This is a genomic window from Pseudomonas piscis (assembly GCF_009380155.1).
GTDB classification, from domain to species: Bacteria; Pseudomonadota; Gammaproteobacteria; order Pseudomonadales; family Pseudomonadaceae; genus Aquipseudomonas; species Aquipseudomonas piscis.
Genome location: NZ_WHUV01000001.1, coordinates 1,148,769 through 1,169,929, shown reverse-complemented (window position 1 = coordinate 1,169,929; position 21,161 = coordinate 1,148,769). Strand labels below are relative to the sequence as shown.

Genomic DNA, 21,161 nt, shown 5'->3' with positions numbered 1-21,161 from the left:
CACCGCCGCAACCTGCGAACGGCCCTGCTTACGACTTGTTGCCGACCAGCCCTGGCACCGCATGCACCAGGGCGTTGACCGCGAACCCGATGAACATCACGCCACACACCCGGGTGATCGCCAGCTCATGGCGCTGGTACCAGCCCCGCACCTGACGGGCACCGACGATGCCGATGAGAATAGCGTATGCCGCAAGACCGCCAAGGAAACTCAGGGCGATCAGGCCGGGCAACATCGACCAGCTGAGCATCTCGGCCCGGCTGGAAAGCAATGCCGTGAATGTGGCCACCGCCACCGGATAGGCCTTGGGGTTGGTCAGGCCGAAAAGGATCCCGTGCCAGAAGGGATTGCGCGCTGCACCCTGGGGGTTGTCGGCGCTGCCGCCCTTGCTGCGAATGGCCCGCAAACCGAGCCAGAACAGATACAGGCCACTGAGGAAACCCAGGATATTGAAGGCTTCGCTGCCGATTTCCCGGGCGCCGACAATGGCCACCAAGGCCGTGCTGCACCACACCACATCACCGACCATATGCCCGCAGAGAAAGCCTGCCCCGGCTTGCCGCCCACGGGCTGCCCCGATGCCGAACACCGCCAGCACCCCAGGGCCCGGGGTGATCGCATAAATGAAACCCGAGGTGATAACGGCCAGCAACAGCGATGAGGTCATCGGCAAGACTCCAAGTCGACGGGCCAGGCGCAGCCGCCAGGCACAGGATGAATGTGCAGGATTCTGCATGATCCCGGGGGCCGACCACCAGCGGCTTGTTCAACTGTCGAACAGGATGCTGCGCTTCTAGCCGGCCGGATAGAAACGCATGCCGGCATAGGGCCTCTGGCGACAGGCCTGCAAGCGTGACGCCAGGTCGCCGACATGGGCCTCGAGCCGATGCCCGTCCGGATCGAGAAAATAGAACGAAGCTCCCTCGCTGCGATTGTCGCGCCACTCCTGCACCCCAGCTTCACGCAGGCGCGAGACGAATGAATCGAAATCACCCGCTTCCAGGCTGAACGCATAGTGGGTGTAGTCGGCCACCGCAGGCGCCTGGCGTTGCCCATCCAGCGACAGGCACAACCACAGGCCCGGCAGGGACAGGTAGGCGCCGCCATCCCAACTGGCCTCCAGGCGCAGTTGCAGCAGCGAATGGTAGAAAGCCAGGCTGCGGGGCACATCGGTAACCGCCAGGGTCAGGTGGTTGAGGCCGGTCAACATGGATCAGGATCCTTTCAAGGCGTCAGGAATCGGATAACGCACACCGTCGTAGTGCAAGGTCAAGGTACTGTTGCGAGCAGGCAGGTCACGACTGTCGCAGCCGTCGCCGACCTTGAAATGCTCGGTCTTGATTTCGCGGGTACGCACGATCAGGTCGGCGTAGCCATGACGCTGGCCAGGGCCCATCTGCAAGGTCCGGCGCATCGCCCGGGAATGCCCCGAGCACTGGCCTTCCCAGCCGAACTCTCCGGAGCTCTCAGCCACCACCAGCTCTTCCAGCAAGGGCAGGAGTTCCTTGTCCTCGCGCCGGTAGAGGGTCAGCACGGATTTCTCATAAGGAGCGGCGCTGGAGTCATGGCTGTAAAGAACCCGCAGGCCAAAGGCCTGCTCCGCCCGGTTCAAGCGATAACGCGCGGTATCGATCTGCAGGCCCTGCACGGCCACGGCATCGCAGAACAATGCCGAATCCTTGTAGTTGCTGGCCACCGCCCAACCGGAGTCACTATCCACCAGGGCCACATCCAGGCTGTAGCTGCGGGTGTCGGCATCCTCAGGCCCGGGCATCGGGGTCGCTCGGGCACTGATGCTCATCCCAGGTTGCGCAGGCCAGGCTTTGCAAGCATGCAACTGCCCAGGAACATCGACGCGGTCATCACAGTCGGCCCGGGCCGCCGTGACCACCAGCAAACCCAATAACGCCAGCCCAGGGCCAACTCCACAGCGCTTCATCGACACGTCTTCAAATCCCGTTCAGTTCATTGGGCAACACATAGCGCTGGCCATCGTAATGCAGGGTGCTCAGCACAGGCTTGCTGGTGACGGATCGGGACTGGCACTGCTCGCCCTGGCCTTCGCCGAGGGTGGTGACGCTCACTGAACGCACGATCAGGTCGGCATAACCATGGCTGCTGGTCTTGGCGATATCCAGGGTACGGGTGATCTCGACTCGTTGCCCGGTGCATTGCCCATCCCACTCGCCGCTGTAGGAATAAGCCACGAACTTCTCCATCACCGGACGCAGCCGGGCCCCTTCGCGCACGTAGAGGCTGAGTAGCACCTGATCGAAGGGATTGACCCGCGAAGAGCCGGAGAATGCAGCCCTGACGCCGAAGGCACGCACTTGCGGGGCCAGCTGGAAGCGCCCGGTGTCGAGCTTCAGACTGTCCAGGTGGATGGCGTCGGAGACGAAGGCCACCGGCTGCCGGTAGCTGGCCAGCGCCTGTCCGTCCTGGCGATCCAGCACCGCCAGTTGCAGATCGTAAGTGCCGTCGCCGGAGGTATCGGCCACCGCCGGATCCGGCGTCAGTTCGGCCAGCAGGCTGATGCTCTGGCCAGCGAAGGCCGGCCACTCCTTGCACAGGGAAAACCCCGGCACCTGGGCATTGCGTGGCGGCGGCAGGCACTGGGCAGCGACCGCCGCGCTGCCCAACAGCAACCCGATGCCACCCAGGATCTGGATCAGGGACGATGGACGGATCATTCACGGCTCCTTGTGATGAGGCGGGGCGAAGGCCGCACTATCCTCTCCAGAGCCTGGTCTTTCAATCCACCCTCGTGCCCTCTCAGAACGCGTTGCGGAAAATCTCCTCGATCTGGCGCTGCTCCGCCGGACGCGGGTTGGTCAGGCCACAGGCATCCTTAAGTGCGTTGGCGGCCAAGGTCGGAATGTCCTGCAGCTTGGCGCCCAGCTCCCGCAGGCCAGCGGGGATCTCCACGTCACGGGCCAGGGTACGAATGGCGGTGATCGCCGCCTGGGCCCCCTCTTCCGGACTGAAACCACGGATATCCGCGCCCAGGGCATGGGCCACGTCGGTCAGGCGCTCGGCGCAGACCGTCGCGTTAAAGCTTTGGACGTGGGGCAGCAGCACGGCATTGCACACGCCATGGGGCAAGTCGTAGAAGCCACCCAACTGGTGGGCCATGGCGTGCACGAACCCCAGGGATGCGTTGTTGAAGGCCATGCCCGCCAGGAACTGGGCATAGGCCATGTTCTCCCGCGCTACCAGGTCGCCGCCGTCATGCACCGCCTGGCGCAGGTTGTGGCTGATCATGCTGATGGCCTTCAACGCGCAGGCATCGGTGATCGGGTTAGCCGCCGTGGACACATAGGCCTCCACGGCGTGGGTCAGGGCATCCATGCCGGTGGCCGCGGTCAGGCCCTTGGGCATCGCCACCATCAGTGCCGGGTCGTTGACCGACAACAACGGCGTGACGTTGCGATCGACGATGGCCATTTTCACGTGGCGCGACTCGTCGGTGATGATGCAGAAGCGGGTCATTTCGCTGGCGGTGCCGGCGGTGGTATTGATGGCGACCAGCGGCAGTTGAGGCTTGCTCGAACGGTCGACGCCCTCGTAGTCGCTGATATGCCCACCGTTGGTGGCGCACAGGGCGATACCCTTGGCGCAGTCATGGGGCGAACCGCCTCCCAGGGAGATCACGAAGTCGCACTTGGCTTGCTGCAGCTGGGCCAGGCCCTGCTCGACGTTGGCGATGCTCGGGTTGGGCTTGGCGCCATCGAAGATCGCCGAGTCGATGTCCTGCATGGCCAGCTTCTCGGCGATCATCCCGGCCACGCCAGCCTTGGCCAGCCCGGCATCGGTCACGATCAGCGCCTTGCGAAAACCATAGTTGCGAATGGCGCTCATGGCCTCGTCGAGGCAATCGATGCCCATGATGTTGACGGCTGGGATGAAGAAGGTGCTACTCATCAGGAAATCTCCAGGCGGGGGCCCCGTTCAGGGTCTTGATTCAATGTCTATGGGACAGAATCGACCGATCGGTCACTGGCGTTCTTGATCTGGCGCAAGGGTCGGTCGTGATAAAGTCGCGCCCCGACCACCTACAGCCCCGAGACCGATGACCGCAATGAAGGATTTCCAGGAATTTGATGCCCAACTTGAAGACTGGAATGCCCTGCGCGCAAGCACCCGGTTCACCGGCCTGCTGATCGGCAACGGCGCCAGCCGGGCGGTGTGGAAAAACTTCGCCTACGACTCGCTGTTCGAAAATGTCCGCAGCGTCGTGGAAAAACCCCTCGGCCAATCCGAGCTCAGCGTATTCGAGGCCTTGCAGACCCGCAGCTTCGAGCAGGTCCTGGGTGCGCTGAAGACCACCAGCCGAGTCAACAAGGCCCTGGCCATCAGCTCGGCGGCACCGCGCAACCGCTACTACGCGATCAAGGAAGCGCTGATCAACAGCGTGCACGCCATGCACCTTCCCTGGAGCCTGGTACAACCCGAGAGCCTGGCGGCGATCAACGGCGAACTTCGGCAATACCCCACGGTATTCACCAGCAACTACGACTTGCTCAACTACTGGGCCGTGCAGCACGCCCCCCAGGGCCTGAACGACCTGTTCCAGGGCAGCGAACCGGCCTTCGACCTGACTGGCACCCAGCCCCCTGAAACCCGCATTCTCTACCTGCACGGCGGCCTGCACCTGGTGCGCAACCTCGATGGCAGCGCACGCAAGCTGACCTCCACCGAAGGCACCCTGCTGGGCAACTTCGCCATCAACAACACCCTCAAGACGCTGGACGACGTGCCGTTGTTCGTCAACGAAGGCCCCCTGGCGGACAAGCTCAAGACCATTCGCAGCAGCGACTACTTGTCGTTCTGCTACCAGCAGCTACTGGACCACCAGGGTGCCCTGTGCATCTTCGGCCATAACCTGGGCCCCCAGGATGCCCACCTGGTCCAGGCGATCCGCCAGTGCGGCGCCGGCACCCTGGCCATCTCCGTCTACCCGCGCAGCCCGGCGTTCGTCCAGCACCAGAAGCGCCACTACGCCAAGCTGTTCGAAGGCCTGGAGTTGAACCTGCGCTTCTTCGACTCCAGGACCCACGCCCTGGGCGACCCGGCGCTGGCAGTCCCGGTAGAGCGCTGAGCCAATCGACCACAAACGCCCCGTGTAGCCGCTGCCGCACGGGCGCGCAGCGGCCGCACGATCACCCGGGCAACGAGATCGACGCACGGCCCAGCGAGCCTTGTCGCCGCTTCGCCAGCCCAGCGGCGACGGTGTAGCGCATCACTCCTCGGCGCTGTGCACCACCACCAGCAACTGCGCCTGCTCGTCCCCCAGGGAGCGGATGCGGTGGGGTTTCTGCGCGTTGAAATGCAGCGCATCGCCACGCTCGAGCACCACCCGTTCGTTCATGAAATCCACTTCCACCCGGCCTTCATGGACGAACAGGAACTCCTCCCCCAGGTGCTCCTTGAAGGTCTTGTCGCTGAACTCCCGGGCCGGGTAGATGATGAACGGCAGCAGGTTGCGCTCGCTGACCTGATGGGCCAGCACCGCATAACCCGGGGTCTGTTCATTGGCCGCCAGCGACTGGCGCTCGTGGCTGCGCACCAGGCTGTAGCTGTCGAGGCTGATGCTGTCCTCGGCGAACAGTTCCTCGACCTTGACGTTCAAGGCCTTGGCCAGCTTCAACGCGGCGGAAATCGACGGCGTGTTCAGCCCCCGCTCGACCTTGGACAGGTAGCTCTTGGTCATGCCGGATTTCTCGGCCAGGGCCTCCAGGGTCACGCCAAGTTTTTTTCTCAATAATTTCAAACGGATAGACATGTAGAGCGATTAATCCATCTAGGAAGCAACGATTGGTGCTTGCCAATGACACAAAGTGTCATATAGCCTCTTTAGTGTCATTCGCACTCACCCAACGACCTCGCAAGCAGCGGGTGAGCTGTAGACCCGACGTCCATCGCACCGATCAAAGGACCCCGAAAATGGCCAAGACATTAGCATTGCCCAAGGAGCAACTGGTCAAGCAAGCCCTGACCCAGATGCACAATACCCTGGCGGATAATACGTGGACCGACCGGCAAAAGCTGGCCCTGACCTGCCGCATTCTATTCGAGCATGGCCACGACTCCGGCCTGGCCGGGCAGATCACCGCCCGCGGACCGCAGCCGGGCACCTACTACACCCAGCAACTGGGCCTGGGCTTCGACGAAATCAGCGCCAGCAACCTGCTGCTGGTCAACGAGGACCTGGAAGTCCTGGAAGGCCACGGCATGCCCAACCCGGCCAACCGCTTCCACAGCTGGGTGTATCGCGCCCGGCCGGACGTGAACTGCATCATCCACACCCACCCGACCCACGTCGCGGCCCTGTCGATGCTCGAAGTGCCGCTGCAGGTCTCGCACATGGACCTGTGCCCGCTGTACGAGGATTGCGCGTTTCTCGAACCCTGGCCGGGCGTGCCGGTGGGCAACGAAGAAGGCGAGATCATCTCCGCGGCCCTGGGCGACAAGCGCGCGATCCTGCTTTCGCACCACGGCCAGTTGTCCACCGGCGCCAGCATCGAGGAAGCCTGCGTGATCGCCCAACTGATCGAGCGTGCGGCGCGCCTGCAACTGCTGGCCATGGCTGCCGGCAGCATCAAGCCGATCCTCCCGGAGCTGGGCCGCGAAGCCCATGACTGGATCTCCAAGCCCAAGCGCCACGGCGCGGCCTTCAACTACTACGCCCGGCAAAACCTAAAACGACACGCCGACTGCCTGAACTGATCCGCCCCCTTTCATGCCTTGCAGGAGTTGCACCATGTCCACCCCCAACATTCACGGCATTATCGGCTACACCGTCACCCCCTTCAGTGCCCACGGCGAAGGCCTGGACCTGGAAGCCCTCGGCCGCTCCATCGATCGCATGATCGACGCCGGCGTACACGCTATCGCCCCCTTGGGCAGCACTGGCGAAGGCGCCTACCTGAGCGACGCCGAATGGGAGCAGGTCAGTGAATTCAGCATCCGCCACGTGGCCCGGCGGGTGCCGACCATCGTCAGCGTTTCCGACCTGACCACCACCAAGGCCATCCGCCGCGCGCGCTTCGCCGAAGCCCGGGGCGCCGATGTGGTGATGGTGCTGCCCGCCTCCTACTGGAAGCTCGGCGAGGCCGAGATCCTCGCCCACTACCAGGCCATCGGCGACAGCATCGGCGTGCCGATCATGCTCTACAACAACCCAGCCACCAGCGGCATCGACATGTCGGTGGAACTGATCCTGAAGATCTTCCACAGCGTGGAGAACGTCACCCTGGTCAAGGAAAGCACCGGCGATATCCAGCGCATGCACAAGCTGCAACTGCTCGGCGAAGGCCAGGTGCCGTTCTACAACGGCTGCAACCCCCTGGCGCTGGAAGCCTTCGCCGCCGGTGCCCGGGGCTGGTGCACCGCGGCGGCGAACCTGATCCCGCAGCTCAACCTCGACCTCTACCAGGCGACGCGCGACAACGACCTGGAGCGCGCCCGCACCCTGTTCTACCGGCAATTGCCATTGCTAGAGTTCATCCTCAAGGGCGGCCTGCCTGCCACGGTCAAGGCTGGCCTGGAGCTCACGGGCCTGGCCGCCGGCGAACCGCGCCGGCCGGTGTTCCCCCTGGCCCAGGCCGCCCGCCAGCAATTGCAGGGGCTGTTGCACCAGCTGGCTTGAACTGCCGCTGAAAGTACAAGGCCCGAACGGTGCGAACCGCTCGGGCCTTGTGCCTGGTGCCACGGCGCTATTCGCGCCAACTGGGATCCTTGCGCATCTGCGCGATGAAGTCGTCGGCGATACGCTGCAGATGCTCGTTGCGCCCGCCATCGGGGTTGAACAGCCCACGCCAGGCCCGGGTGCGGTTGTCGATCATGTACTTGGCCAATGGACGATCGCCACGGCTTAAGTGGAACATCATCTGGCTGTTCCAGCTCACCGGTGCCGGCACGATGAACAGCGTGCAGGCACTGAGCAGGGTCAGGGGCAGGTTGTGCTGGTCCTCCAGATCGCTCTGGGCCAGGACGATGACGTTATAGCCTTCGGGGTCATGACCCCTTTGCACGTCGGCGAAGGCCCCGCGCCGGGCGAGGGCCTCGCGCAGCGGCGCGGACGTCAGGTCACCCATGCCGCTGACGTGGATCACCGGCAATTCGCGCGCCGGCTCCAGCTGCACGGGAGGCAGGCTGTGCCAGGTCTGGCAGCCGCCCAGCGCCAGCAACGCGAGCAGCGCAATCAACGAACGAAGCATGATGTCGCAGTTCCCTTGGACAGTGTTCGAGGGCCTCACCCTGGTTCGCTCCAGGATGATCCGGTACGCAGGATAAACCAGCGTGGCCCTTGTCGACAAAATTCCGCCGCCAGGAAACCGCACCACGGACGCCGACCGCCACCCGGCGGCCGGGCCCGGTCATGGGCTAGACCGCCGTCAGGTCCTTGATGTTGTGGGTCGGGCCATTGCTCTTGACGCTGGCGATCCCCTTGTCCCGCGCGGCATCGGTGGAATACAGCTCGCTGCTGCCGATGATCTGGTGATTGGCTGCCTTGAGGTTGAAATAGGGTTTGCCGTCCTTGGCGCTCTTGCGCTCATAGCGCTCGTCCAGCGGGCTGTTGGCCTGGACCGAGGCGATGCCGTTTTCCGCCGCCGCGCGCGTGGTGTACAGCTCACTGGTGAGGATCACCTCGGCATTGGCGGCCTTGAGCACGAAACGAAACTGACCGTTGCTGCTTTTCTTCAACTCATACCATCCAGACATGCTGTCGCTCCTTGGCTGATCAATAGATGCTACGCCTTTGCAGTAAAGCCGCTGCTGACGATTCAGCCATGCCGCCCCGGACCGAAAAAACGGTTCGGCACCCGTGCCAGCCCCAGGTGCTCGCGCAAAGTGCGCCCTGTATAGCGCTGGCGAAACAGGCCACGCCGCTGCAATTGCGGGGTGATCAGCCGGACGAAGTCGTCGATGGCCCCCGGCAAATGGGTGAACAGCACATTGAAGCCATCGGCGGCGTACTCCTGGTACCAGGTAACCAGTTCATCGACGATCTGCTCCGGGGTGCCCACCAGCACCTTGTGCCCGCTGGCAGACAGGCTGCGCAGCAACTGGGCCACGGTCGGCCGCTCCCGGCGAATCAGCTCCACCACCAGTTGCCGCCGGCTCTGGTGGCGTTCGGTGGAGCTGCCGTCGTCCGGCAACGGTACTGGCGCATGCAGCGCCAGGCGCGACAGGTCGATGCCCAGGTCCAGCAGATAGGACAAGGCCTTGAGCTGCGCCTGGGGATCCTGCAGCTCCTGCAACTGCTGATACTTCTCCTCGGCCTCATTGAGGCTGCGGCCCACGGTGGGAGCGATCCCCGGGAAGATCTTCAACTGGCCGGCATGCCGCCCGTAATGGGGTAGCCGTTCCTTGAGCCCAGCATAAAAAACCTTGGCCTGGGCCAGATCGGTCTGGGCGGTGAACACCAGTTCGGCGCAGCGTGCCGCCAGCTCGCGCCCCGGTCCCGAGGAGCCGGCCTGGGCGATCACCGGCCAGCCCTGCAGAGGCCTTGGCGCATTCAACGGGCCCTGGACCTGGAAGTGCCGGCCACGATGCTGCAGCAGGTGCATACGGTGCGGGTGCAGCCATACGCCGCTGGCCTTGTCCCGGGGAAAGGCATCATCGGCCCAGCTATCCCACAGGCCGCTGGCCACATCGAAGAACTCCTCGGCCCGCTCGTAGCGCAGGTCATGTTCGGGGGGCTGGGGATGGTTGAAGTTCTCGCCGCCGATCAGCCCGGTCACCAGGTTCCAGCCAGCCCGTCCGCCGCTCAGGTGATCCAGGGAGGCGAACTTGCGCGCCAGGTTGTACGGCTCGTTGTAGGAGGTGCTGGCGGTAGCGATCAGGCCGATACGCCGGGTCACCACCGCCAGGGCCGGCAGCAGGGTCAAGGGGTCCCAGCGCAGGCTGTAGGAACTGTGGGCCAGCACTCGCGGATCGAGCTCGCCCACCGCCACGTTGTCGTTGAGGAACAGGGCATCAAAACAGCCCCGTTCCAGGGTCTGCGCATAGTGGCGGTAACGCGCGAAATTCAACGACGCATCGGCATCCGCCAGGGGGTGACGCCAGCTACCGCCATGGGCACCGGAGCCGGAAAGAAACGCCCCCAGCCCCATCTGCCCGCCGCGCTCAGCCACGGCTGGTTTCCTCCTGCGCCACCGGCGCCGGGGCGGTTGCGGCGCGCAGCAACAAGCTCACCGCACTCCAGGCCAGCAGGCTGACCAATGCCAGGAAGCCCATTACCGTCTGATAACCATTGAGAAAGGCCGCCTGGACATCGCCCGCCGGCGCAGCGGCGAACTGATGGAACAAACCGACGCCCACGGCCAAGCCGATACCGCCGCCGACATTGTGCAAGGTCATCAGCGAGCCCATGGCCACCGACCCCACCTCCTGGGGCACCGAGGAAATCCCCAGCACCGTCGATGGCCCGAGGATGCTCGCCCAACCCAGGCCCATGACCACGAAGGCGCCCAGCAGGTAGGGCAACGATGTCTGGCGCTCGAACCCGGCCTGCAACAGCGCCGACAGGATGAACAGCGCCAGCCCGGCCTTGATCAGCAACCCCGGCCCCTTGCGGTCCACCAGGCGCCCCACCAGCGGCGACAGCAACGCCACGCCCAGGGTGGTGGGCAGCAGCAACAGGCCGCTGGCCTGCACCGAGGCGCCACGGATCTGCGCCAGGTACAGCGGCATGACGAAGAACGCCACGCAATAGAACACCGCCAGGCTGAAGCTCGCCACCACCGCCGCGACGAAACGCCGGTTGGCGAACAGCTTGAGATCGATGATCGGTGCCGCGACCCGCCGCTCCACTGCCACGAACCCGCCCAGGGCCAGTAGCGCCAACAGCGCCAGGCCCAGGACCGGCGGCGATCCCCAGCCCCAGGCCGCGCCCTGGACGATCACCAGCACCAGGCTCGGCAGGCCGATCAGCAACAGCAAGGCGCCCCAGCCGTCGAGCCGGGTCCCGGCCTGCGCCGCTCGCGACTCCCTGACGCTGAAGCTGCAGATCCCCAGGCTCAGCAGCACGAACGGTACGTTGATCAAAAAGATCCACTGCCAGCCGAAGCTGCTGGTGATCAACCCGCCCAATACCGGCCCGGCCGCCAGGCCCACGCCGTTGACCCCGAACAGCACACCGAAGGCCCGGCCCTGCTCGGCACTGTCGAAGGTGCTGGAGACGATGGCGCCCGAGGCGGTGTAGAGCACCGCGCAAGCCAGCCCCTGGAGCACCCGGGCCGCGATCAGGGTGTCGATCTGCCCGGCCAGGCCCGCCGCCAGCGAAGCCAGGCCGAACACGCTCAGGCCAATGAACAGCACGCGCTTGCGACCGTGCAGGTCGGCCAGCCGCCCCACCAGCACCATGAAGCTGGACAACGCCAGGATGAAGCCGTTGATCACCCATTGCAGGCTGTCCACCGCCGCCCCGAGGTCGGCCTGCAAGGCCGGCAGCGCGGTATTGACGATGGTGAAATCCACACAACCGAGAAAACTGGCGATGCTCACTCCGAGCAAGGCCCACCATTTGCGTTGCTGTTGCGCAAAAACGCCCATGGAAACTCCTTGAATTCACGAATCCCGTTGGCCGTGCCCCACGGCGACGGCCATTGGCAGAAAAAACACGGACTCAGATGGCGATGGCGCCGCTGGTCCAGTTCGGGTGGATGGCGCCGGGCAAGGTGAACGGGATCGGGATTCCGCGCTTCTTGAACTTCAGCGGCAACCAGCGCACCCGGTCCGGGCTGTGGGGCTCGATCAGCAAGTCGCGGCTGGTAGCCATGGCCGTGGTCATCTGCTGCGGATAGAGCACGTAGTGGTAACCCTCGTCGGCCCACAGCGGCAGGATGATCGGGATCTCCTCGAGGATGTATTCCCGGCACTGGGCCGCTGCCCGCTCCAGGTCAGCATGCTCGTCACGCAGGCGCAGGCGCTCGATGAACACGCCGATGGTGCTGTCGATGGCCTCGCGCAGTTCCACCTGCTGCTGGTAGACCAGGTTGAGTTGCTGGCGCAGTTCGGCATAACGATCACTGGCCAGCTCCTGGTTCCAGCGGGTGATGTGGTAGGGCACCCGCAGGCCATCGAGGATCACCTGGTTGCGCGCCAGCCAGGCATCGCCATCGCGGATCGCCGCCGACAGCGCCTCCCCCGGCGACTGGCCATGCTTGTTGTGCCGTTGCAGGGTGTCGGCCACCACCACCTTGACGTGGCTGAAGCCGGACTGGTTGATCAGGTGGATGGTCGAGCGCAGCTTCTGGTCCTCGTGGTACTCCTGGCCGACGCTGACCGCCAGTACCACCCGCTTGCCCTCGAACTGATGCTCTTCGCCACCCTTGTTGAAGTAGGCCTTGAGGTTGATTTCCTGCACCTTGCTCATGAATTCAGCTCCAGTAGGCCAAAGGTTGTTGTTCGCCGTAGTAACCGATGAAGACCCCGAGGGTGAGCCGGGTGCTGGTGGCCGAGGGTCGCACCGCGTGGATCAGCCGCGGGTTGAGCAGGATCAGGTCGCCGGGCTCGGGCTTGACCACGAAGTCCGGCGGCGGCAGCAGATGGCGTTCGATGCCGTAGGCCCGTTCGCCGCGCAGGCGCTCGTATTCCTCTTCGTCCGGCTCGATGCCCCAGATCTCCAGCTCGCCACCGTCCTCGGGAATCTCCAGGTAGATGTTGGTCGACAGCTGGGTCAGCAACGGTGGGCTGTGGCCCTCTGGCGCATTGCGCTCGAGCTTGTCGGTATGGGGCGTGAGATCGACCCCCGAGCCCTGGAAACGGGCGATACCGACAAAGCACTTCTGCCCGTCCACTTGCAAAAGGTGCGCCCCCTGGGGCCAGACCTCGTCCAGCAGCAGGCGCAGCTCATCGATGGGCGAGGCCAGCGGGCGGAACAGGTTGCGGATCTTGCGGATGTTGGGCAGCGCCAGGGCGTGGTACTCGGCCCGGCTCTGCTCATCCTGGATCTCGATATAGGCCTTGCCGATGCGCACGAACTCCTGCTGCTGGCTGAAGGCACTGCGCAGGTCCTGCTGGTACAGGTGGTCGCGTGCCACCTGCAAGGTATCCGGCGGACAGAAACCCTTGAGCTGAACGCCGTAAGAGCGTTTTTCCACCACATCGATAATGTGCCGCGCTTCAAGTTTGTCGGCAGTAGTGACTGTGAACATGCAAGCTCCCTTATTCCCTGGAAGTAGCGATGAAGTGCATCTGGATGGAACGTAAGAATTTGTTGCAAGGCCACCTTAGGCAGTCGCCAAAGGCTTGTGAAATACCCTTTATCTCTAACATCCAAACTTAAAAACGTATCGGAAATCAGGCAAATACCGGCCATCACAGGTCCTTTTAACAGGCTGCAAAACAAGTATTAAATTCACTGATAGTTAACTTGAAAGATTCACATCTTCAATTTGGTAGTTACTCTTTCCTCCTGAGCTTTATTAATCAAACCGCCATCTTTCATTCAACTTCATTGAACTGCCGATCGATATGGGCCGAGGCGTCGAAAGACTTCTGGATGATGCCCTCTTCCCGATACAGGTCGGCGGTGCGTTGCAGGTCTTCCACCACCGGCGGCCCCACGGCGATACGCCGGGGTTCGGAATAATGGTTGGAACGCAGGTGCACCTCCACCGGCAGCCCGCTGTAGCTAGCCTGGATCCGCGAGAACGCCTCCTGGTGCTGGTTGGCCCAGGCATAGGCACGCCCCAGGCGACGCAGGAAATCGGCGATCTGCGCAGGTTTTTCGGCAATCGCCTGGTCGTTGGCCACCAGCAGCATATGCCCGGCGAACAACCCCGCGCCGCTGACCAGCACCCGAGTGCCGCCTTCCAGCTGCACCATGCTGGTGTAGGGGTCCCAGGTCGCCCAGGCGTCGGCCTGGCCGTTGCTCAAGAGGCTGCGGGACTCGGCAGGCTGGAGAAAGATGAACTGCGCATCGCTGCCATGCAGGCCCACCGAGCGCAGCGCCGCCAGCGCCAGGAAATGGCCGATGGACCCCCGGGTGGTGGTGATGCGCCGCCCCTTGAGGCTGCTGGCGTCCTGCAATGGCGAGGCGTCCCTGACCACGATCGCCACCGCCGTGGGGGTGACCTTGAGCTTGATCACCCCCACCGTCTTGAGCGGCGCCCCAGCCGCGGCGGCGAACACGAACGGCGCATCTCCCAGGCTGCCGATGTCCACCGCCCCGGCGGCCAGGGCCTCGGCGGTGGGCGCGGCGGCAGCGAACGAGGCGAATTCGATGGGATACGGCACCTGCTCCAGCTCCCCAGCCGCTTGCAACAGGATCTTCAGCGACTGCTTCTGGCTGGAGACCCGCAGCGTCGGTTCGGCCAGGGCCTGGGCGCCGAGCAGCAAGCCGCCGCATAGTGCGATCACTTGGCCCAAGCGCTGGCGCCAGGACTTGCCGGTAGATTCGGCCATCACTCAGAACGCCAGGCTGACGCGGCTGTAGTAGTAGCCGCCACCCAGGCCGTAGGGCGAGAACATCCCGTACTCGTAGGTGCCGGCCCAGGCCTTGAGGCCGATCTTGTCCGGGTAGACATCGAACAGGTTATTGGCCCCCACCGCCACCGTGAGGTTCTGGGTCACGTCGTAGGCCACGTCCAGGTCGGTGATCCACTTGGCGCTGTAGGTCCGGTCGTTGGCCGGGATGTTCGAGCCCTCGGTGTATTCGCCAAAACGGGTCAGCTGCAGGTTGGTGGTCCAGTCGCCGACCTTGTAGTTGGTGGACAGGATCCACTTGTCCTTGGGCGTGGACTGGGTCAGGTCGATCTGTTGCTGGCGGTCGAACAGCACATAACCGGCCCCCAGCCGCGACAGCGCCGCCGGGGTGTCGGCCAGGTCGCGAATGGTGGTCTTGTTGTGGTTGTAGGCGATGCTCCACTTGGCCGTGCCGTACTCACCGAACGACTGGCTGTAGTCGGCCACCACATCCACGCCCTTGGTCCGGGTGTCCGCGGCGTTGGTGTAGTACTGCCCGGCAAGGTTGGGCGACAGGCCGTTCTCCACCAGGATCTGCGACACCGCCGGGCCCTTGAGGATGCCGGTCTGGAGGATGCGCTTGTCGATGTCGATCAAGTAGAAGTCGGCGGTCAGGCGCAGGCGCTCGGTAGGCTCGGCGGTAAAGCCCAGGCTGTAGTTGCGCGAGGTTTCCGGTTCCAGGTCCTTGGCGCCCAGGGCGATGGCCTCGGGCGAGTTGGGACGCATCTGCTTGGTGCGCACCGAGGTGGTGGTGCCGGCCGCGCCGAACTGGGTCACGGTGCTGGTGGTGGAAAACACGCTCTGGGCCAGGGACGGCGCGCGAAAGCCGTTGCTCACCGCTGCCCGCACCGCGTAGCCGGGCAGGAACTCGTAACGGGTGGTGAGCTTGCCGCTGGTGGTGTCGCCCACCCCGAGGTTGTACTTCTCGTAGCGCGCCGCCGCCCCCACGTACCAGTTGGGGGTGATGTTCAGGCCCAGGTCGATATAGGCCGCCTCGCTATGCCGCTTGAGGCTGTAGGCATCCTCGGGGGTGGTGCCGTTGACCGAGAACAGCCCCGGGTCGGGCACCACGCCGGCGAAGGGGCCAGTGGCCGGGACATAACTGCCCTGGTTATAGGAGTTGGCCTCGCCCTCCTCCAGCGCGTACTTCTCCCAGCGGTATTCCACACCGAAGGATGTTTCCAGCGGGCTGCTCCAGCCGATGTCCAGGGCCCGGGAGAAATCCAGGTTGTTGGTCCACTGGTCGAACACCAGGTTGCCCAGGTGGAAGTCGTGCTGGCTGTAGGGGCCGTTGGAAATGTTCAGGTTGTTGGCTGTGTCCAGCACCCCGCGGTCCTTGCCATAGGTGCTGGACAGGTCCCAGTCCCAGCCGCCCGACAGGCCCTTGGCGCCGCCGGCGACCTGGAAATCGGTCTCGCGGATTTCACGGCGGGCCTGGCCACCGTTGGGGTACGGGGCGTTGGGCACCCCGGCCAGGCTGGTGATGTCGGTGGGCTTGCGGTGCCCCAGGTCCTTGTTGCTGTTGCGGTAGCTCAAGGTGGAGAACGAATACAGCTTGAGGTCGTCCTCCAGGGGCAATTCGGCGTTATAGGCCAGGCTGGTGGTGCGATCGCGCCCCAGGCCGTACTCGGTGCCCCAGCCCTGGCGATGGCTTTCCCTGGGGTCGGGCGAACCATCGGGCTGGTTGAAATACAGCTGGCCGCTGGCGGCGCTGGAACGCTCGTAGGGTTCCTGGAGCTTGGCGTCCCAGGACAGGTTGATGAACCCGCCGTTGTCCCCCAGCTTGCTGCCCCAGTTGAAGGCCTCGTGGCCGGTGGTGCCGTCGCCGTCGTAGTACTGGCCCAGGCTGGTGTCGGACGTCAGGCCCTCGGCATTGCGCTTGAGGATGATGTTGATCACCCCGGCGATGGCGTCGGAACCGTACTGGGCCGCCGCGCCATCGCGCAGCACCTCGATACGCTCGATGGCGGCGGTGGGGATCAGGTCCAGGTCCACCGGCACCGAGGCGTTACCGACCCGCGCTCCGTTGTTGATCAGCGCCGAGTTGTGCCGGCGCTTGCCGTTGATCAGCACCAGCACCTGGTCGCCGCCCAGGCCGCGCATGCTCACCCCACGCACCAGGAACGCGGTACCGCCACCGTTGATGGTGGGCACGTTGAACGACGGCAGCAGCCGTCCGAGCATCTCTTTCAGGCCGTTCTGGCCAATGCTGCGCAGTTGCTCGCTGTCGATCACATCGATCGGCGCCGGGCTGTCGGTGACCGTGCGCTGCTGGCTGCCACGCACCCCGGTGACCACCACGGTGCCCAGGGTCTCGTCGGCGGCCAGCACCTGTTGCGCCGGGGCCAGGCCCAGCAGGCCGAGGCCCAGGGGGGCAGCGCCCAAGGCGATTTTATGCAAGGAAATACCCATGACTTCAGATCCTTTCGAAGAATGCTCAGCGCGCTCGGGCGGCAACGGTTTCGACTTCGATCAAGGCGCCGGGCAGGACCAGTCCCGCCACTTGCACCGTGGTCCGGGCTGGCTTGAGCGGCTGTTCCTGGGTCCCGAAGAACTCGCGAAAGGCGGTTTGCAGGCCATCGAAGTCCAGCTTGCCGCCCAGGGCCGGATCGCCCACCAGGTAGATGCGCAGCTGCACCACATCGCCCAGGCCCAAGCCCTGGCTGGCGAGGATCGCTCGCACCTTGCCCAGCACCACCCGCGCCTGGGCCTCGGTATTGCCCACCGCGTGGATCTGCTCCTTGGCGGCCTTGGGGTCCACCGGGTCCGGTAACAGGCCGGACAGGTAGGTCACCTCGCTATTGGCCGGCAGGGTCACGGCCTGCAGGATCGGCGAATTGGGATAGGTGGACGGTATGCGCTGGATTCCTGCGGCCCAGCTATTGGCGGCAGCGAACAGCAGCCCCAGCCCTACGACGGTATTTTTCAAAGACATGCAAAGACGCTCCCAAGGTTGTGGTTGCCAGCCTCGGAGGTCCGCTACCCGGCATGGGTTACCGCTGTTTTTATGAATGCTCGGCCGGTTCAGGCCGTTTGTTGTAGCGATGCGCCTTGCGCCCGCTGGAACAGTTGCCGCACCACCCGGCGGGCGGCGCCGGCGGCGGCCTCCTGCCAGATACCCACGCCGCTGTGCGCCAGGCCGTCGCTGGTCAGGTAGACCCGGCCCTGGGGCTGATTGAGCAGGCTGTAGTCCGGCTCGACCACTTCATGGCTGATCCAGGGCCCGAAGTTGTAGGGAATCCGGCTCCAGGCGATCACCAGCGGATTGCGCAGTTCATGGCTGTGCCCCGGATGCAGCAACTCCACTGCCTGGCGGGAGATCTCGATCTGCTGGGCCAGGCTCTTCTCGCCGAATTTGCGCGCGGTCTCGCCATTGTTGTAGGCCGCCACCAGTACCCCCTCGGGCTGGTTGAAGCCGCCACTGGGATACCACAGCCCCGAGGCCTCCTGGTTGATGAAGGACAGCCCGCCGTAGATCTGGTACTGGCTCTCCCAGAAGCGCCGCGACTGCCAGGCCACCTTGTTGGCGTAGCCGAACTGCACGGCGGCGATGGCCTGGCGCACCGGTGCGCTGAAGTTGTTCTCGACCCGGGCCAGCAGCGGCAAGGGCAAGGAGCTGATCACATAGTCGGCCACCAGGCGCTGGCTGCGGCCGGTGCGCCGGTCCAGGTAGGTCACCTCGACGCTGTCCTGGCGGTTGCTGATCGAGCGCACCTCGCTGTGCAGCCGCAGTTGCCCCTTCAAGTGCCGGGCAAAGGCCTGGGGAATGCGGTCCATGCCACCCACCGGTTGGAACATGGTGGGCGAGAACTCCGGGTATTCGTCGATCATCAGCGCCGTGGTCAGCGCCGGATTGAGCAGGGTCTGCAAGGGCAGTGGATCGTTCTTCTGCGCCAGCTGGTCGCCGGCCCCGGGCCAGACCTTGTAGCCGGAGCGGGCCGAACCCAGGTACTCGAGCTTGTCCGACAGGTCGCCCCAGGTCTTGAGGAAGCTCAGCAGGTTGTCGCGATCCGCCGCGCTCAGCTCCTGGTCCAGGGCGTGGCGATTGACCGCCTTGGCCAGCAGTGCGGAAAAATGCCCGCGGCTGTCATTGACCGCCTGGCGGATCTGCAGCGCCGGCTGGTTCAAGTCAGGGCGGACCAGGGCATTGCGGCTGGTGTTGACCAGCACCTCCAGCTCCACCCCCAGCTCGCGGCAGTAGCCGAGCATCAATTGGTGGTGGCTGGGCAGGCGCCCGGCGCCGGCATTGAGATAGAACCCCGGATCGAAGCGCGCCACTTGCGCGCTGCCATCGCTGTACTCCACCCGATCGCCGCCGCGCACCGTCCAGTTGCGCCCTCCGACCCGGTCGCGGGCCTCGAGCAAGGTCACCTTGAACCCGGCCTTGTGCAGCTCATAGGCACTGACCAGGCCGCCGATCCCGGCACCGATCACCACCACCCTGGCGCCCTTGCCCACCGGTATGGCCGGCAACGAGGCGTAGTTTTCCTCGACCGCCTCGGCATTGCCCGCCACGCCGAACAAGCCCATGACCGCACTCGCCGCCTGGACGCCGCCGACCGCCGCGATACGGGCGATCAATTGTCTTCTGGTCAGTGGCATGCCAGCGCTCCCTGCTGCGGATGGATAGTACGTTCGGTTATAGCCCGGCGACTTGTGCAGTCACTTGGGTCTATGTGAGGCCATCCTAGGGGCGCTTATTTAATAAGAGAAATACATTTTAAGCATATGCAAATATTACTTTGTTTCATATTCAAACGATTATGAACTGCGTCACACGCATAAATATTCACCCCTGCATAGCCTCAGTGCACTGCGTGGAAAAGACTAGCCTGGCTCCACTCGCCCAAGCCTATAACATAATTATTGAACGGTAACATTTAAGATGATACCGTTCAAAAAAATAGTTACCAAGGGTGAGTCATGACTCAAGATTTCCAGCCAATCGAAGCAGATCTGCTGCTGTTGGCCGCCTATATCGAAACCGTGCTAGGCGACCGGCCAACATTCGCTACCTGGTCCCAGGCCGCCAAACTCCCCCATTACCTGACCAGCACCTATTCCTGCCTGGAGATGAAGCTGCTGGGGCAGGCCTGTATCGTACTCATGCAAAACCAGCAGGTGTCCATCAGCCTTCCCGATATCAAGAAACACCTGCAGGCCCTGCGCAAGCTGACCGATGCACCACTGCTGCTGGTGGCGCCCGCACTGGCTTCCTATGAACGCAAGCGGCTAATCGAAGCAGGCGTGCAGTTCATCGTGCCAGGCAACCAGCTGTTCATTCCCGAGCTGGGCCTGGATCTGCGGGAATACTTCCGGGCCCGTCAGGAAAAGATCGAACACCTGAGCCCGGCGACCCAAGCCATGCTGATTCACCTGCTGATGAACAACTGCACATCCTCCCTGCAGCTCTCCCAGGCGACCCTGGGCCAACCGTTCAAATACTCCAAGATGACCATCTCGCGGGCAGTGAAGGAGCTCAAGAGTCTGGATCTGGTCACGCTGGGCGCAGATCGCCAGCAACACATCGAGATCCACACTCCTGCCCGCCAGCTCTGGCGCAACGCCAGGAAACACATGCGTTCCCCGACTAGGAGAACCCTGTGGCTGAATACGGTCCCGCAGCTCGATGGGCAACCTTTGCTGCTCGCGGGCGAGTCGGCCCTGGCAGGCCAGACACTGTTGGTCGCCCCCCGGTTGCCGATCTATGCCTGCTCGAGTGAAACCCTGGCCAGTCTCCAGGGCATCGACGCGACGATCATCGAAGTCGCTCGGGACGAAGCAGTCTGCGCGCTGGAAATCTGGACCTACGAACCCACGATCTATGCGTGGGCCAAGCCTTGGGTCGATCCTTTCTCGCTGCTCCTGAGCCTGCAGGAGAGCAAGGATGAACGGATCCAGATCGCCCTGGGCCAACTGGAGGAAGACATGCAATGGTGAGGGGGCTGGAGCGTTTTCGAGAGTTCTTTGCCGACTACAGCGATCGCTATGTGCTGATCGGCGGGGTAGCCGCCTACCTGAGCATGGAGGAAGCCGGCCAGGCATTCAGGGCCACCAGGGATCTGGACATCGTGCTGATCGTCGAGGCCCTGGACAGCTCCTTCGCCGCCAGCTTCTGGGACTTTGTGCGCCATGGTGGTTATCGGATCAGGCAACGTAACGACAGGCCGGTCTTCTATCGATTCACCACACCGCAAGACGACAGCTTTCCAGCGCAGCTCGAACTTTTCTCACGCAGCCCCAGTGGAATCGACCTCGCCGAGGGGGCAACCTTGAGCCCGCTTCCCGTCGAAGAAGCCGTATCGAGCCTGTCCGCCATCCTGCTCGACGACCGTTACTACAACTTCCTGCTGGGCGGCATACAGCAAACCGACTTCATCAGCCACATCGGGGCCGATCGCCTGATCCCACTCAAGGCTCATGCCTGGCTGAACCTGACCCAGCAACAGAGCAACGGTGAAAGTGTCGATAGCAGGAATATTCGCAAGCATCGCAATGACATTCTCAGCCTTTCGGTGCTGCTGGCCCCCCGATCGATAGTGTTGCCCCAAGCCATCGCCGAGGAATTGAGCCGGTGCCTGGCGCTGCTGGCCGAACAGTCGATTGAGCCGGCAACCCTTGGCCTGAACGAAGAACTGCCCGCCGTGCTCCAGCGAATCAGACAAGCCTTTCACCTGGCCTGACCT

Annotated in this window: 21 protein-coding genes; 5 read left to right on the top strand and 16 right to left on the bottom strand. The window is 63.9% G+C overall.

Annotation, left to right across the window (positions count from 1 at the left end; all coding sequences use genetic code 11):
• Positions 1 to 28: 28 nt before the first annotated feature.
• The 5 genes from GDH07_RS05535 to yiaY form a co-directional block, all read right to left on the bottom strand.
• Complete coding sequence (locus GDH07_RS05535) at positions 29 to 667, bottom strand: LysE family translocator (RefSeq protein ID WP_085596071.1); 639 nt, start codon at positions 665 to 667, stop codon at positions 29 to 31.
• Positions 668 to 793: 126 nt separating this feature from the next.
• Positions 794 to 1,210: a fosfomycin resistance glutathione transferase gene (gene fos, locus GDH07_RS05530; protein ID WP_152896876.1), complete on the bottom strand. Its 417-nt coding sequence runs from the start codon at positions 1,208 to 1,210 to the stop codon at positions 794 to 796.
• A gap of 3 nt (positions 1,211 to 1,213) precedes the next feature.
• Positions 1,214 to 1,939, bottom strand: a complete 726-nt coding sequence (locus GDH07_RS05525; protein WP_152896875.1) for a PA3715 family protein — start codon at positions 1,937 to 1,939, stop codon at positions 1,214 to 1,216.
• A gap of 10 nt (positions 1,940 to 1,949) precedes the next feature.
• Positions 1,950 to 2,690 carry a PA3715 family protein gene (locus GDH07_RS05520; protein ID WP_152896874.1) on the bottom strand — a complete coding sequence of 247 codons (741 nt, stop codon included), beginning with the start codon at positions 2,688 to 2,690 and terminating at the stop codon, positions 1,950 to 1,952.
• Between the two features lie 82 nt (positions 2,691 to 2,772).
• Entirely contained in the window at positions 2,773 to 3,921 is a 1,149-nt protein-coding gene (gene yiaY / locus GDH07_RS05515) for an L-threonine dehydrogenase (protein ID WP_085596077.1), read from the bottom strand.
• Positions 3,922 to 4,078: 157 nt separating this feature from the next.
• Between yiaY and GDH07_RS05510 the strand changes: the two genes are divergently transcribed.
• Positions 4,079 to 5,098, top strand: a complete 1,020-nt coding sequence (locus GDH07_RS05510; protein WP_152897327.1) for a DUF4917 family protein — start codon at positions 4,079 to 4,081, stop codon at positions 5,096 to 5,098.
• A 141-nt stretch (positions 5,099 to 5,239) separates the two neighbouring features.
• Here GDH07_RS05510 and GDH07_RS05505 read toward each other — a convergent pair whose 3' ends face one another.
• Complete coding sequence (locus GDH07_RS05505; RefSeq protein WP_152896873.1) at positions 5,240 to 5,782, bottom strand: helix-turn-helix domain-containing protein; 543 nt, start codon at positions 5,780 to 5,782, stop codon at positions 5,240 to 5,242.
• Between the two features lie 161 nt (positions 5,783 to 5,943).
• Between GDH07_RS05505 and GDH07_RS05500 the strand changes: the two genes are divergently transcribed.
• Positions 5,944 to 6,726, top strand: a complete 783-nt coding sequence (locus GDH07_RS05500; RefSeq protein ID WP_152896872.1) for an aldolase — start codon at positions 5,944 to 5,946, stop codon at positions 6,724 to 6,726.
• 34 nt (positions 6,727 to 6,760) lie between these two features.
• On the top strand, positions 6,761 to 7,648 hold the full coding sequence (locus GDH07_RS05495) for a dihydrodipicolinate synthase family protein (RefSeq protein ID WP_152896871.1): 888 nt from the start codon (positions 6,761 to 6,763) through the stop codon (positions 7,646 to 7,648).
• Positions 7,649 to 7,715: 67 nt separating this feature from the next.
• On the opposite strand, the gene GDH07_RS05490 is transcribed toward GDH07_RS05495, so the two are convergent.
• The 10 genes from GDH07_RS05490 to GDH07_RS05445 form a co-directional block, all read right to left on the bottom strand.
• On the bottom strand, positions 7,716 to 8,219 hold the full coding sequence (locus tag GDH07_RS05490; RefSeq protein WP_152896870.1) for a hypothetical protein: 504 nt from the start codon (positions 8,217 to 8,219) through the stop codon (positions 7,716 to 7,718).
• A gap of 166 nt (positions 8,220 to 8,385) precedes the next feature.
• Entirely contained in the window at positions 8,386 to 8,724 is a 339-nt protein-coding gene (locus GDH07_RS05485) for a YegP family protein (protein WP_031321093.1), read from the bottom strand.
• Between the two features lie 62 nt (positions 8,725 to 8,786).
• Positions 8,787 to 10,118 (bottom strand): LLM class flavin-dependent oxidoreductase, encoded by a 1,332-nt coding sequence (locus tag GDH07_RS05480; RefSeq protein ID WP_152897326.1) that lies wholly within the window; start codon positions 10,116 to 10,118, stop codon positions 8,787 to 8,789.
• Positions 10,119 to 10,131: 13 nt separating this feature from the next.
• Positions 10,132 to 11,559 carry an MFS transporter gene (locus tag GDH07_RS05475; protein ID WP_022642815.1) on the bottom strand — a complete coding sequence of 476 codons (1,428 nt, stop codon included), beginning with the start codon at positions 11,557 to 11,559 and terminating at the stop codon, positions 10,132 to 10,134.
• 73 nt (positions 11,560 to 11,632) lie between these two features.
• A complete protein-coding gene (locus tag GDH07_RS05470) occupies positions 11,633 to 12,382 on the bottom strand; it encodes a tRNA-dependent cyclodipeptide synthase (RefSeq protein ID WP_053135393.1) in 750 nt (249 codons plus the stop codon).
• A gap of 4 nt (positions 12,383 to 12,386) precedes the next feature.
• Positions 12,387 to 13,163 (bottom strand): 2OG-Fe(II) oxygenase, encoded by a 777-nt coding sequence (locus GDH07_RS05465; RefSeq protein ID WP_152896869.1) that lies wholly within the window; start codon positions 13,161 to 13,163, stop codon positions 12,387 to 12,389.
• Between the two features lie 289 nt (positions 13,164 to 13,452).
• A complete protein-coding gene (locus tag GDH07_RS05460; RefSeq protein ID WP_152896868.1) occupies positions 13,453 to 14,415 on the bottom strand; it encodes an aliphatic sulfonate ABC transporter substrate-binding protein in 963 nt (320 codons plus the stop codon).
• Between the two features lie 3 nt (positions 14,416 to 14,418).
• Positions 14,419 to 16,887, bottom strand: a complete 2,469-nt coding sequence (locus tag GDH07_RS05455; protein ID WP_152896867.1) for a TonB-dependent receptor plug domain-containing protein — start codon at positions 16,885 to 16,887, stop codon at positions 14,419 to 14,421.
• A gap of 25 nt (positions 16,888 to 16,912) precedes the next feature.
• Positions 16,913 to 17,410 (bottom strand): RidA family protein, encoded by a 498-nt coding sequence (locus GDH07_RS05450; RefSeq protein WP_022642810.1) that lies wholly within the window; start codon positions 17,408 to 17,410, stop codon positions 16,913 to 16,915.
• A gap of 89 nt (positions 17,411 to 17,499) precedes the next feature.
• On the bottom strand, positions 17,500 to 19,077 hold the full coding sequence (locus GDH07_RS05445; protein ID WP_152896866.1) for a flavin monoamine oxidase family protein: 1,578 nt from the start codon (positions 19,075 to 19,077) through the stop codon (positions 17,500 to 17,502).
• Positions 19,078 to 19,398: 321 nt separating this feature from the next.
• Between GDH07_RS05445 and GDH07_RS05440 the strand changes: the two genes are divergently transcribed.
• The gene (locus GDH07_RS05440) at positions 19,399 to 20,415 is read left to right on the top strand and encodes a hypothetical protein (RefSeq protein WP_152896865.1); all 1,017 of its coding nucleotides are present in this window, start codon (positions 19,399 to 19,401) and stop codon (positions 20,413 to 20,415) included.
• Positions 20,416 to 20,465: 50 nt separating this feature from the next.
• The gene (locus tag GDH07_RS05435; protein ID WP_343038174.1) at positions 20,466 to 21,158 is read left to right on the top strand and encodes a hypothetical protein; all 693 of its coding nucleotides are present in this window, start codon (positions 20,466 to 20,468) and stop codon (positions 21,156 to 21,158) included.
• Positions 21,159 to 21,161: the final 3 nt, after the last annotated feature.